14 protein-coding genes are annotated in these 13,195 nt (G+C 63.7%); 8 read left to right on the forward strand and 6 right to left on the reverse strand.

The features are described 5' to 3' along the window. Positions 1-132 precede the first annotated feature (132 nt). The 3 genes from rpsI to B5525_RS33470 form a co-directional block, all read right to left on the reverse strand. Positions 133-609 (reverse strand): 30S ribosomal protein S9, encoded by a 477-nt coding sequence (rpsI, locus tag B5525_RS33460; RefSeq protein WP_079570061.1) that lies wholly within the window; start codon positions 607-609, stop codon positions 133-135. Position 610: 1 nt separating this feature from the next. Then, on the reverse strand, positions 611-1,075 hold the full coding sequence (gene rplM, locus B5525_RS33465) for a 50S ribosomal protein L13 (protein WP_079570063.1): 465 nt from the start codon (positions 1,073-1,075) through the stop codon (positions 611-613). A gap of 157 nt (positions 1,076-1,232) precedes the next feature. Beyond that, positions 1,233-1,661 (reverse strand): PaaI family thioesterase, encoded by a 429-nt coding sequence (locus tag B5525_RS33470; RefSeq protein ID WP_079570064.1) that lies wholly within the window; start codon positions 1,659-1,661, stop codon positions 1,233-1,235. A gap of 97 nt (positions 1,662-1,758) precedes the next feature. Here B5525_RS33470 and B5525_RS33475 point away from each other — a divergent pair, with 97 nt between their 5' ends. From B5525_RS33475 to B5525_RS33490, 4 genes are all read left to right on the forward strand, one after another. Beyond that, entirely contained in the window at positions 1,759-2,580 is an 822-nt protein-coding gene (locus B5525_RS33475; RefSeq protein WP_079574125.1) for an enoyl-CoA hydratase, read from the forward strand. Positions 2,581-2,769: 189 nt separating this feature from the next. Then, on the forward strand, positions 2,770-3,354 hold the full coding sequence (locus B5525_RS33480) for a CoA-binding protein (protein WP_079574128.1): 585 nt from the start codon (positions 2,770-2,772) through the stop codon (positions 3,352-3,354). A gap of 228 nt (positions 3,355-3,582) precedes the next feature. Next, complete coding sequence (locus tag B5525_RS33485; protein WP_079570066.1) at positions 3,583-4,863, forward strand: O-acetylhomoserine aminocarboxypropyltransferase; 1,281 nt, start codon at positions 3,583-3,585, stop codon at positions 4,861-4,863. Positions 4,864-5,077: 214 nt separating this feature from the next. Further along, the gene (locus B5525_RS33490) at positions 5,078-5,428 is read left to right on the forward strand and encodes a hypothetical protein (RefSeq protein WP_079570067.1); all 351 of its coding nucleotides are present in this window, start codon (positions 5,078-5,080) and stop codon (positions 5,426-5,428) included. Positions 5,429-5,445: 17 nt separating this feature from the next. On the opposite strand, the gene B5525_RS33495 is transcribed toward B5525_RS33490, so the two are convergent. Continuing rightward, positions 5,446-6,531, reverse strand: coding sequence for a COX15/CtaA family protein (locus B5525_RS33495; RefSeq protein ID WP_079570069.1), 1,086 nt, complete (start codon positions 6,529-6,531; stop codon positions 5,446-5,448). Positions 6,532-6,624: 93 nt separating this feature from the next. Here B5525_RS33495 and B5525_RS33500 point away from each other — a divergent pair, with 93 nt between their 5' ends. Beyond that, positions 6,625-6,831, forward strand: a complete 207-nt coding sequence (locus B5525_RS33500) for a DUF2842 domain-containing protein (protein WP_079570070.1) — start codon at positions 6,625-6,627, stop codon at positions 6,829-6,831. Between the two features lie 88 nt (positions 6,832-6,919). On the opposite strand, the gene B5525_RS33505 is transcribed toward B5525_RS33500, so the two are convergent. Beyond that, on the reverse strand, positions 6,920-7,969 hold the full coding sequence (locus tag B5525_RS33505) for a polysaccharide deacetylase family protein (RefSeq protein WP_172900026.1): 1,050 nt from the start codon (positions 7,967-7,969) through the stop codon (positions 6,920-6,922). 129 nt (positions 7,970-8,098) lie between these two features. Here B5525_RS33505 and B5525_RS33510 point away from each other — a divergent pair, with 129 nt between their 5' ends. Beyond that, positions 8,099-9,283 (forward strand): GNAT family N-acetyltransferase, encoded by a 1,185-nt coding sequence (locus B5525_RS33510; protein ID WP_079570072.1) that lies wholly within the window; start codon positions 8,099-8,101, stop codon positions 9,281-9,283. A 30-nt stretch (positions 9,284-9,313) separates the two neighbouring features. Here the strand turns inward: B5525_RS33510 and B5525_RS33515 are convergent, their stop codons facing one another. Continuing rightward, positions 9,314-11,551 (reverse strand): GumC family protein, encoded by a 2,238-nt coding sequence (locus tag B5525_RS33515; RefSeq protein ID WP_079570074.1) that lies wholly within the window; start codon positions 11,549-11,551, stop codon positions 9,314-9,316. A 181-nt stretch (positions 11,552-11,732) separates the two neighbouring features. Here B5525_RS33515 and B5525_RS45915 point away from each other — a divergent pair, with 181 nt between their 5' ends. Together B5525_RS45915 and B5525_RS33525 are read left to right on the forward strand one after the other, a co-directional pair. Continuing rightward, positions 11,733-11,954, forward strand: a complete 222-nt coding sequence (locus B5525_RS45915; protein ID WP_079570075.1) for a hypothetical protein — start codon at positions 11,733-11,735, stop codon at positions 11,952-11,954. A gap of 2 nt (positions 11,955-11,956) precedes the next feature. Then, positions 11,957-13,090: a glycosyltransferase family 4 protein gene (locus B5525_RS33525; RefSeq protein ID WP_079570077.1), complete on the forward strand. Its 1,134-nt coding sequence runs from the start codon at positions 11,957-11,959 to the stop codon at positions 13,088-13,090. Positions 13,091-13,195 lie beyond the last annotated feature (105 nt).

Here is a 13,195-nt window from a genome sequence, read left to right on the forward strand (position 1 = left end):
TGAGTTTGCACGCATCCACAAGTTTTCGGGAAAAACTGCGTCAACTGCTCGGTAAATGCGCAGCAACAGACCAGAATGAAAAAGGGCGCCCGGAGGCGCCCTTTCCTGGATCCGCAGCATTTGCTGCAAATTTTAACGTTTCGAGAACTGGAACGATTTGCGCGCCTTGGCGCGGCCGTACTTCTTGCGCTCGACGGTACGGGAGTCGCGGGTGAGGAAACCGCCCTTCTTGAGAACGCCGCGCAGATCCGGTTCGAAATAGGTCAGCGCCTTCGAGATGCCGTGACGCACCGCGCCGGCCTGGCCCGACAGACCGCCACCGGTCACGGTGCAGATCACGTCGTACTGGCCCGCACGGGCGGCGGCGACCAGCGGCTGCTGGATCATCATCCGCAACACGGGACGGGCGAAATAGGTTTCGACCTCGCGGGTGTTGACGACGATCTTGCCGGCGCCGGGCTTGATCCAGACGCGGGCGACCGCGTCCTTGCGTTTGCCGGTGGCGTAGGCGCGGCCGTATTTATCGACCTTCTTGACGTATTTCGGCGCTTCCGGCGTGGCCGGCTTCAGCTGCGACAGCTGGTCGAGCGACTGCATGGTATCGGACATCTTATGCGGCCCTCATGTTCTTGCGATTCATCGAAGCGATATCGATCGTCTCGGGTTGCTGGGCCTCGTGCGGATGCTCGGGGCCGGGATAAACGCGCAGATTACCGAGCTGAACGCGGCCAAGCGGCCCGCGCGGAATCATGCGCTCGATGGCCTTCTCGACCACGCGCTCGGGGAAACGACCCTCGAGGATCGACTTGGCGGTGCGTTCCTTGATGCCGCCGATGAAGCCGGTGTGATTGTAATAGACCTTGTTCTCGCGCTTGCGCCCGGTGAGCACCGCATGCGCCGCGTTGATGATGATGACATGGTCGCCGCAATCGACGTGTGGGGTATAGGTCGGGAGGTGTTTGCCGCGAAGGCGCATCGCGACCAGGGAAGCGAGCCGGCCGACCACCAGACCTTTGGCGTCGATCAGCACCCACTTCTTCGTCACCTCGGCGGGCTTTGCCGAAAACGTTTTCATATGAGGAAATCCGTGAATGGGGGATATCGGACGCATACGTGCCCGAACTGCGCGGATTTCTAGATAAGCCCGCGGCGCGCGTCAATGCCCAAGCAGGATAATTAGACAAGCAAAACCAACTGGTTACAAATATGGTGTTATATTACCGTAAAAAACCTCAAGTGTTTGGAATGGAATAGGTGGAGGTTACATGGGCGATCGGATCCGGTGACGTGCCCGACAGCAGGTTGACCTCGCCAACCGCCAGCCGCTTGCCGAGCTTCAGGAGCCTTGCTGCCGCCAGCACATCCTGTCCGGGTGCCCCCTTGCGGAGGAAATTGATGTTGAGATTGGTCGTCACCGCGAGCCCGACCGGGCCGATCGCCGACAGCAGCACCACATACATGGCGCAATCGGCCAGCGCCATTAGTGTCGGTCCCGATATGGTTCCGCCGGGGCGCAGCATTTGATCGCTGTAGCGCTGGCGCAGCAGGCAGGAGGCACCATCGGCGCTTTCGATGGATATTTCGCCGCCGCTGAACGCCTGGGGAAATTCCGCATGCAGGAACTTCTCCAGGTCGGCCACGCTCATTTTTGCAATTGCCATGTCGCTCCGCCTGCCCTCGCCTCACCCCGCTTGTTACATTAAGGTGACGCGACGGCCCAAGTAGATATCAAGTAGATATCAAGTGGATATTTCGATCATGAGCCAGACCGCACGCGCCGCCGCGCCGCAATCGCCCGTCCTCCTGCGCGAGACGCTGGGCAGCATCGCGGTGCTCACCCTCAATCGCCCCGCAAGCCGCAACAGCCTGTCCGAGGGCCTGATCGCCGAACTGCATGCAGCGTTGGCTGAAATCCATGACGACGCTAGCGTGCGCGCGGTGGTGATCGCGGCCAATGGCGCTGCCTTCTCGGCCGGCCATGACATGAAGGAACTGACCGCCCGCCGTACCGACGCCGATCGCGGGCGGGCCTATTTCGCGCAAGTGATGAACGCCTGCAGCGCGATGATGCAGGCGATCGTGCAGCTGCCCAAGCCGGTCGTGGCCGCGGTCCAGGGCATCGCCACCGCCGCGGGCTGCCAGCTGGTGGCGAGTTGCGACCTCGCGGTCGCCTCGGAGGCCGCGGCGTTTGCCACGCCGGGCGTCGATATCGGGCTGTTCTGCTCGACACCGATGGTGGCGCTGTCGCGCAACGTGCCGCGCAAGCAGGCGATGGAAATGTTGCTCACCGGCGAGCCGATTCCGGCAGCGCGCGCACTCGAACTCGGCCTCGTCAACCGCGTCGTTCCCGCCGGCAGCGAGCGGGATGGCGCGATCGCGCTGGCGCAGAAGGTCGCGCTCAAATCCGCCTATACGGTCAAACTCGGCAAGGCCGCGTTCTACCCTCAGGCCGAAATGAGCCTTGCGGACGCCTATCGCTATGCGGCAGAGGTGATGACCGAGAACATGATGGCGCGTGACGCCGAGGAAGGCATCGGCGCCTTCCTCGAAAAGCGCGAGCCGAAGTGGCAGGACAAGTAATTCCGGTCATTGGGAAGCGACGAAGCAGCACCGACTTCGTCATTCCGGGATGGTGCGTTAGCACCAGACCCGGAATCTCGAGATTCTCCGATGTGCAATTGCACATCGTAGTTCGATGCTACGCATCGCCCCGGAATGACCGCCCCGAACCGCTTCACCGCGCTCGCAATGGCGCAATGGATACTCGCAATGAACCACGATGCCTACGACGACAATTATATCCGCGCAATTCTCAGCGGCGTGAAGACGATCGCGATGGTCGGGGCGTCGCCGGTCAATGTTCGGCCGAGTTACTTCGCCTTCAAATATCTAGCGCAGCGCGGTTACGATATGATCCCGGTCAATCCGGGTCATGTCGGCAAGAGCCTGCTCGCAAAACCCTTCGTGGCGTCGCTCACCGACATCGACCGCCCGGTCGACATGATCGACATCTTCCGGAACTCAAGCCACATCATGCCGGTGGTGGAGGAAGCCCTGAAAATGTCGCCATTGCCGAAGGTGATCTGGATGCAACTCGGCGCGCGCGACGATGCCGCCGCAGCGAAGGCCGAAGCCGCCGGTCTCAAGGTCGTGATGAACCGCTGCCCGAAGATCGAATACGGCCGCCTGTCCTCGGAGATTTCTTGGATGGGCGTCAATTCGCGCACGCTGAGTTCGAAGCGCGCGCCGATACCGATCCAGGGCATGCGGCTTTCGTTGAACCGGACGAGCCTCGGTGGCGGCGAAACCGCCGCCTCCGACCGCGCCGCGAAAAACAAGCGCGAGCCTTCGTGACGCAAAAGCGAAACGATTTTGCTGCCAACGCGACTAAACGAAGCACGGCCCTTGCGAACAACAAGTGACGCGTCGCGCCGCCTTGACGGCGGACGCCGCTGACGCGATTGTCCCCCAAAAGGACGAGGCGGACCTGCACCGTCTCGAACTAAAATCGCCCCGCTCATCTTTCGCGACGCGGCCGCACGGCCGCCCTTCAAACGATGAGACCGTCACAAAGGAAACTCAATGACCGATCGTGTTCCCGGATTTTCGACTCTCGCCGTGCATGCCGGCGCGCAACCCGATCCGACTACCGGCGCCCGGGTGACGCCGATCTATCAGACCACGTCATTCGTGTTCAACGACGCCGATCATGCCGCGTCGCTGTTCGGCCTGCAGGCGTTCGGCAACATCTACACCCGCATCGGAAATCCCACCAACGCGGTGCTCGAAGAACGCGTCGCCGCGCTCGAAGGCGGCACCGCCGCGCTGGCCGTAGCATCGGGGCATGCCGCGCAGGTCGTCGCCCTGCATCAGCTGCTGCGGCCCGGCGACGAATTCATCGCCGCGCGAAAACTCTACGGCGGCTCGATCAATCAGTTCACCCACGCCTTCAAGAGCTTCGGCTGGAACGTGGTGTGGGCCGATCCCGACGATATCGACAGCTTCAGGCGCGCGGTCACGCCGCATACCAAGGCGATCTTCATCGAATCGATCGCCAATCCCGCCGGCAGCATCACCGATATCGAGGCGATTTCGGCGGTGGCGCACGAGGCCGGCGTGCCGCTGATCGTCGACAATACGCTGGCGACGCCCTATCTGATCCGCCCGATCGACCATGGCGCGGATATCGTCGTGCATTCGCTGACCAAGTTCCTCGCAGGCCACGGCAACTCGATCGGCGGCGTCATCGTCGACGCCGGCACCTTCGACTGGTCGAAGGACAACAAATATCCGATGCTGAGCGAGCCGCGGCCGGAATATCACGGCATCAAGCTCCAGGAGACTTTTGGGAATTTTGCTTTCGCGATCGCATGCCGCGTGCTCGGCCTGCGCGATCTGGGGCCCGCGCTCTCGCCGTTCAACGCATTCCTGATTTTGACCGGCATCGAGACGTTGCCGCTACGCATGCAAAAGCACTGCGAGAACGCGAAAGCGGTCGCGGAATTCCTCTCGGGCCATCCGGCGGTGGCGGCGGTCAACTACGCCGGCCTTGCCAGCGACAAGTACAACAACCTCGCACGCAAATACGCGCCGAAGGGCGCCGGTGCCGTGTTCACCTTCAGCCTCAAGGGCGGCTACGACGCCGGCGTCAATCTGGTGTCGAACCTGAAACTGTTCTCGCATCTCGCCAATGTCGGCGACACCCGCTCGCTCGTGATCCATCCGGCCTCGACCACGCACAGCCAGCTCGACGACGAGGCCAAGATCAGGTCGGGCGCCGGCCCCGACGTGGTGCGGCTGTCGATCGGCATCGAGGACAGGGAAGATCTGATCGCCGACCTCGAGCAGGCGCTGAGCGCGTGACGTTTGTCATACCGGGGCGCGCTGAAGACGCAAACCCGGAATCTCGAGATTCCCCGATGCGCAATGGCGCATCTGAGGTCTGGTCCTTCGGACCATCCCGGAATGACGCCATCAGGCCTTAGCCATATTCGCAAATACTTGCCGTCGATGGCTCCCGCGCCTCACGGCCTCCGATATATTGACGGGCGAAGACCCCCATCCTTCGGAGCCGCCGATGTTGCGTTTTGCCGTCGCAGTGCTTGCCGTTGTCGTCACCTGCGGAACCGCTGAGAGCGCCGACCGGGCGCTGGCGCCTTATCGCTGGCATCGCGCCGTTGGACTGCCTGCGGGGCTGCCGAGACCGCATTATAATTTCAGAACCACGATCACCTATGCCGCGCCGTACAGCTATCGCCGGCCCTGGCCCCGGCTTGCGGTCTATGAGGCGCCGGCCGTGCTGTATCCGCCAATGGTCTATATCGATATCCCCTACATCGCGCCGTGGCCGGTCGCCCCGGTAATCGACCCCTATGTTCCCTATTGGGACCGCCTACCCTACGCCTGCGGCGTTTACGGCTACTGCTAGCGCAAGGCTCAGTCAGCTCAGCCGGTTTGGGCGGCGGGCAGGGCGAGCTTGTGCGGCTGCTCGATCTGCCGTCCGGCCAATCGCTCGGCCTGAAAGACCGCCAGCGTCAGCACCGCAATCGCGACGGCCTGGTGGGCGAGTGCAAGACCGATCGGGACCTGATTGAGCAGCGTCAGAATGCCCAGCGTCGCCTGCAAGATAATGGCGGCCACGAGCCACAGCGCACCGTTGACCGCGGCGGCCCCGGCACGCGACCTGATCGCGTCGAAGGCGTGCAGCACGGCCAGCACCAGCAAGAGATACGCCGTCATGCGATGCTCGAACTGCACCGCAAGCGTATTGTCGAACAAATTGCGCCACCACGGCACGTCGAAGAAAAGCCGCGCCGAGGACGGAATGAACGCGCCGTCGATCGCCGGCCAGGTGTTGTAGATCTTGCCGGCGCGCAGGCCCGCGACCAGCGCACCGAGATAGAGCTGCAGGAAGGTCAGCACCACCAGCGCTATGCCCGTTAATCGCAGCCGCAAAGATACCGAAAGCGGCGGCCGCTCCGTCAGCCGGCGCAGCGTCCAGACGATCGCGGCGAAGATCAGGAGCGCCAGCACCAGATGGGCCGCCAGACGGTAGTGCGAGACTTCCACCCGCTGCGAAAGCCCCGACGCCACCATCCACCAGCCGACCGCGCCCTGCAGCGCGCCGAGGCCGAAGATCAGCCACAGCCGCCGCTTCAGATCCGCGGCCAGAAAGCCGCGCCACATGAACCACAGAAACGGCAGGAGATAGGCGATCCCGATCACGCGACCGAGCAGCCGGTGGCCGAATTCCCACCAGAAAATCGTCTTGAACTCGGCGAGATTCATGCCGGCGTTCATCTGGCGATATTGCGGGATTGTCTTGTAGGCCTCGAACGCCTGCGTCCATTGCTCCTGATCGAGCGGCGGCAGCGCGCCGGTGACCGGTTTCCATTCGACGATCGAAAGCCCGGCCTCCGTGAGGCGGGTGGCGCCGCCAACCAGCACCATCAGCGCGATCAGGGCCGCGATCGAGACCAGCCACCATCGGACGGCGCGGATTTGGGGTGCCTGTGCGGGAACGCCGGTCATCGAAGCTGCGCTTGAATGAATTTGCGTGCCCCTTATAGTCCGCCCCTTCCCGCGCGCAAGGCGCGCCACCGCCACGAGTTGCACATTTCCGTCATGACCATACGCACCCGCAAGTTTTTCGGAACCATCGCCCTTCTCGTGCTGGTGGTGGTGTGGTCGCTGATGGGAATGGCGGCGGCGCAGATGCCGTGGCTTGCGAATTCGGGGCTGGCGCAGGCCGTCTTCTACGTGGTGGCCGGCATTGGCTGGGTTTTGCCGGCGATGCCGATCATCAGCTGGATGGCGCGGCCCGATCTCTAGCGCAATTCAACAAGGTTGAATTCCGCTAGTTTCTCTTTTTGAAGCATGATCTTTCCGGAAAACCGGCCTCCACTTTTCCGGATCATGCTTAGATGGCGTCGCGGTCGCGTCTCACCGGCGGGAACGCCGCGCCCGACAGGATCACCCGCATCGCGCGCAGCGAATGCTGCCGTCCGTCCCAAGCAACCCGCGGCAGCGCATGCAGACCGGTCCGGCCCTCCGTCCGAACCACGTCGGGTATGGCCGAAGCCGCGCTGGCGAAGCCCGCCTCCTCCGCCATCGCGGCGTGCTGGCGGCGGAACGATGCGCGGTCGCCGAACGGAAACGCAAAATGCCTGACGTCGCGGCGGAACGCGGCCTGCGCGACCGCGCGGCCCATCGCCATCTCGCGGAACGCATCGGCATCCTTCAGGTTCGCCATGACCGGATAGTTCACCGTCGCGCTGCCGATCGTCACATTGGGGTCGGCCGCAAGCTTTCCCAGATCGTCCCAATCCATCGAAGCCTCGCGCGACAGGCGCGCAAGGTCGACCGAGTAACGCGTGCAGAGATCCTTGATCGCGAAGGAAAGATCCGCCGGCGCGAGCGAGCGCATCCAGCTCTCGAGAAATGCGTAGAGCTGATATTTTTCCGTCGTGGTGGCGATATCGAAACGCTGTTCCTTGCGATCGATCACCAGGCTGATGCGCTGCTCCAGCCCGATCACCTGCTCGAGGGCGAGCCACCAGGCCTCACCCAGGCCGTCCGGAAACGCCGTCGGCACGTAGACGGCGAAGGGAACGCCGTGATTCGCAAGCACCGGATAGGCCGACGCGATCAGATCCTTGTAGGCGCCGTCGAAGGTCAGGCAGACGAACCGTCTTGGCTCCGCCAGCGTGACCGCCCTGCGCAAAACCTCGTCCAGCGGGACGATGTCGTAATTCCAGCGCTTTAGCGCCCGGATGGTCCGATCGAGAAATTTGGGCGTGATTTCCTTAGCCTTCAGCGGCTGAAAACGGTCGCTGCGCCGCGGGCGCACGCGTTCGAACCGCAGGACGACGCCGGCGACGCCGGCGCGCCGTCCCCTCAGCCACGGCACCCCGCTGAAATAGGCAAGCTCCAGCCTCAGCTTGTTCAGGAATCGGATATCCGACGGCAACGTCTGCTTCCTTCGCGGGGCGATTTCCGCCTCATCCCCGACCTTATGTCATTACTCTTTGTTGACATTTCTTTGCAAAGGTCGGCAGAAGCCGAAAATTGTAAATAATTCCCTGTGGACAGGTTCGTCATGACCATGGCTGCCGCGATCGAAAGCCGAACGGCGGAAGCGAAAGCGTGGTCGAGATCGAGCCGCATCGCCAGCGTCGACATCGTTGATGACCTCGGCCAGGCCGAGGCGATCTGGCGCGGCCTCGAAGGGCAATTCTCCACCCCGTATCAGCGCTTCGATTTTCTCGGACCCTGGCAGCGACAGGTCGGCGCGCCCGAGGGCCTCTCGCCTTTTATCGTCATCGCCCATGACGCCGAGCGCCGGCCGCTGTCGTTGCTGCCGCTCGCACTCCGCCGCAAGCACGGCGTTCGCACCGCCTGCTTCATGGGCGGCAAGCACGCCACCTTCAACATGGCGCTGTGGGACCGCGATTTTGCCACCAGTGCGACCGAGGCCGACCTCAGGGCGCTGCTCGGCGGAATACGCGAACGCGCCGCGGCCGACGTCCTGGCGCTCACCCAACAGCCCTGGCGCTGGCAGGATTTGCCGAACCCGATGGCGCTGTTGCCGAAGCAGCCCTCGGTCAATGATTGCCCTGTCCTGACGATGGCGCCGGGAGCGGTCCCGTCGGACCTGGTCAGCAATTCGTTCCGCCGCCGCCTCAAGGGCAAGGAACGCAAACTGCAGGAGCTTGCCGGCTATCGCTATCACACCGCAACATCGGACGCCGAAATCACACGGCTGCTCGACTGGTTTTTCACCGTCAAACCCCAGCGGATGGCAGAGCAGAAACTGCCCAACGTGTTCGCCGACCCCGGCATCGAGGAGTTCATCCGCGACGCCTGCATGACGGAGCTTGCGGGCGGCAGCCGTGCCATCGACATTCACGCACTCGAATGCGATGCCGAGATGATCGCGATCTTCGCCGGCGTCGCCGACGGACGCCGCTTCTCGATGATGTTCAACACTTACACGATGTCGGGCAGCTCGCGTTTTAGCCCCGGCCTGATCCTGATGCGCAACATCATCGACCACTATGCCGCGCGCGGCTACCGCGCACTCGATCTCGGCATCGGATCCGATGACTACAAGCGGCTGTTCTGCAAGGACGACGAGCCGATTTTCGACAGCTTCATCCCGCTTAGCCTGCGCGGCAAGGTAGCCGCCGGCGCGATGTCAGGCCTCAACCGCGCCAAGCATCTGGTGAAGCACAACCAGGCGCTGCTTCACGCCGCGCAGCGGCTGCGGAGCGCGCTCCACTGACGCCATACCGAAAGCCCATCGGAGCCGCCGTCAGGCGGCCGCCACCCGCGGGCCCGGCTCGATGGCGTCGGCGGGTTCGGCCGGCCCGCTCAGCATCGTCACCTCGGAAAAGCCCACCGCCATCAACTGATCGCACATCAGGGCGCGGGCGTCGGCGGCCATCGAGGCATCCGGCACCACCACGGCGCGCGCCTGCGCCGTCAGCAATTCCGCCGGCAGATCGGAAGCGCTGCCGGCATCCAGCAGGACATGGTCGTAGACCCGCAGCAGCGCGTCGATCGCCAGCGTCAGCCGCGGCAACTGCAACAGTGCGCGGTCGAAGCCGGGGCGCCCGGCGCTGACGAGATGAAGGCGCGACAGCCGATCCCTGGTGATCACTTGCGAAAAGCTCGCCTCGCCCAGCATCAATTCGGCCAGCCCAGGTGCAGCCGGATCGACCGAAACGACTGCGATCGTCGGCGACGACGCCGACAGATCGACCACCACGACCCTGGCGTCGTGCGCGAGCAGCCGCGCCAGCGTCAGCGCCGTCAGCGTGATGCTCTCGCCGGTTGCGGTGCCGAGGATCGTGACCTTGCGTGCAGCCTCGCCGGCGTTGCGCAGATCGTCGGCAAGATCCTCGATTTCGGTGAGTTCGGGCGTGATCTCGTGTTCGATCTCTGCGCGCGGTGCGCCCGAAATTTCCGAAACGGTTTCCTCGAATATCGGCTCGCGATCGGCCACGGCGATCTCCGCGGCCGCGGGCACAGGGGACGGAGCCGGCGGGGTGCCGAACACGGCGACCGCGCGTGGCGCGCTCATGCGCAGCAATTCGCCGGTCGCGATCGCACCCGCGCTCAGCATCAATGTCGCCAGCATCGCGATCAGCACGATCGGCAGCTTCTTCGGATAGGCCGGCGTATTGGACACGCTGGCGCGGGAAATGATGCGGGCGTCGGCCGGCGCGGCATCGATGTTCTCGCGGGTATTGGCTTCGCGGTATTTCGCCAGATAGGATTCCAGCAGGTCGCGCTGCGCCTTGGCTTCTCGCTCGAGCGCACGCAGCTGGACGTCGTTGCCATTGGTCGAGGTCGCCTGCTTTTTCAACTGCTCGAGACTGGCACTGAGGCCTTCGACCCTTCCGCTGGCGATACGCGCGTCATTGTCGAGCGAGCGCGAGAGCTTGCTGGCCTCGTCGCGAATCTGGCGGTCCAGATCCGCAAGCTGCGCCTTCAGCTCCTTGATGCGCGGATGGTTGTCGAGCAGCGTCGATGATTGCTCGGCGAGCTGGCCGCGCAGGGTGACGCGCTGCTCCGACAACCTGCGGATCAATTCCGAATTGATCACTTCGGAAGCCTCGATAGGCTTGCCGCTCTGAAGCATTTCACGGATCAGCCGCGCTTTCGATTCCGCATCCGATTTCAGCGCACGCGCGTTGTTCAACTGCGTGTTCAGTTCGCCCATCTGCTGGTTGGACAACGTGGTATTGTTGGTGCCGACGAACAGGCTGGATTTCGAGCGGAAATCCTCGACCCGGGATTCGGCTTCCGAGACCTTCTTGCGCAGGTTGTCGATCTCGCCCGACAGCCACTGGCTGGCGGCCTTGGCCTGCTCCTGGCGCGCATTCTGCTGCAGCACCAGATAGCCTTCGGCGATCGAGTTGGCGACGCGCGCCGCCAGATCCGGATCGCTCGACTGGAATTCAATGACGATGACGCGCGATTTATCGACCGCATAGGCGGTGAAGCGGTCGTAATAGGCGTCCAGCACGCGCTCTTCCGGCGTCAGCGAAAACGGGTCGCGGCCGATCCCCAACAGCGCCAGCAGCGATTTCAGCGGCGACATGCCCTGCAGCACCGGGTCGAATTCCGGCCGCTCGGCGAGCTTGTTCTTCCTGATGACCTCGCGGGCGAGGTCCCGTGACAGCAAGAGCTGGACCTGGCTGGTGACAGCCTCGGCGTCGAGCGAGGTGCGCTCTTCGTTGCGCTCGCCACTCGGCCGCAGGAACACGTTCTCCCTCCCGTCGACCAGGATGCGCGCTTCGGATTTATACCGCGGCGTCACCAGATTGACGGCGGTGATGGAGAGCACGGCGGCGAGAAGGGTCGGGATGATGATCCAGCCCCGCTTGCGCACCAATGCCTGGCCGAGGGCACCGAAATCCAGATCACCTGCCACGGTCGCGTCGACCGAATTGGTGTTGGCCGCAGGACTTGCGGCGGCCGGCTGGAGCACGGGCTCTTCCCTGCCCGCACGCTCCATACCTGCACGCCAGAACGCAAAACGCATCACATACTCCCGCGGACGCCACTGTTCCACTTCAATTGGCGCGATTACACTCCATTAAGGTTGCCGCTGGGTTAATCGCACGGATTTGTCGCCGGCAACAACGGCCCGGGTCCTGCAGCGGTCATGCTTTGTTAACCATGAACGCCCTTAATCGGAATCATAACTCTCTCAGGGTTTTCCGATGCGAGGCGTGCGCGCCGTCATGATCTGTCTGGTCGCGGCCCTCGCTCTGCCGGGCCGCATGCACGCGGCCGGCCCCGCCGCGATGGCGGAGCCGCAAGGCGATCTCGATTCCCTCGCCTACGGGCCAGCCGACGGATCGGGCTCGATGCGCGTGGTGGTGCCGCTCGGCACCGCGGTCAGCCCCGGCGATGCCGTCCTCGTCGCAGAACGCTGGTTCTGATCATGCCCGAGACTCCAGACCAGCCGCTTCGTATCCTGCACGCGGTGCGCGCGCCCGTCGGCGGCATCATCCGTCACATCCTCGACCTCGCCAACGGCCAGGCCGAGCGCGGCCATCATGTCGGCATCATCGCCGACAGCCTGACCGGCGGCGAACGCGCCGCGGCGGCGCTCGAGGAAATCGCCCCCCGCCTCAAGCTCGGCGTTCATCGCCTCGCCATTCGCCGCGAACCTCACCCTACCGACTTCCTGGTATGGTTGCGTATGATGCTCCTGATCCGGCGGCTGAAACCCGACGTGCTGCATGGCCACGGCGCTAAAGCAGGCGCCTTCATCCGCATGAAACGCCGGTCCAGACGCAAGATCCGCATCTATACACCGCATGGCGGCTCGCTGCATTACCCGCTGGATACGCTGAAGGGCGCCTTCTACAGCCGCCTCGAACGCGCGCTGATGAACAATACCGAGCTGTTCCTGTTCGAAAGCGCGTTCGCGCGCGACACCTATCAGCGCACCATCGGCATTCCGAAGGGGCTGGTCCGCTGCGTGTTCAACGGCGTCACCGCGGACGAATTCGATCCGGTCGTCAAACCGGCCGATGCCACCGATGTCGCCTACGTCGGCGAGTTCAGGCATATCAAGGGCGCCGACCTCCTGATCGACGCGGTGGCGCGGCTGCGTACAGACGGCAAGCCGGTCACGCTGACGCTTGGCGGCGACGGCGAGGAGATGAACGCGCTCAAGGCCAAGGTTCGAGAGCTCGGACTCACCGAGGCGATCCGTTTCATCGGCCACATCAAGGCGCGCTACGGATTCTCCAAGGGCGGCCTGCTGGTGGTTCCGTCCCGGGGGGATTCGATGCCCTATGTCGTGATCGAGGCGGCGGCGGCGGGAATTCCGATGGTGGCCGCCAATGTCGGCGGCATTCCGGAAATTTTCGGCCCCCATACCGACGCCCTGTTTGCGTCCAACAGCGCAGGCGCGATGGCGGACGCGATCGAGACCGCGCTCGCCGATCCCGCAACCGCGCTGGCGCGCGCAAGATCGCTGCGGGAACGAGTCCTCATTCATTTCTCGCAGAAGGCGATGGTCGAAGGCGTGCTGGCGGGCTACCGGGGCGCGTTTGCAGATCGTTAACCATCCGTTACCACGATAACCGTTTCTTCCGATTTGTCCGTTAAGCCCCGAGGCAGGGAATTCCGCCTCGGCGCGCGCGTGCCTGGATGCCTGCGCGAGATACGG

The organism is Bradyrhizobium erythrophlei, from assembly GCF_900129505.1.
GTDB classification, from domain to species: Bacteria; Pseudomonadota; Alphaproteobacteria; order Rhizobiales; family Xanthobacteraceae; genus Bradyrhizobium; species Bradyrhizobium erythrophlei_D.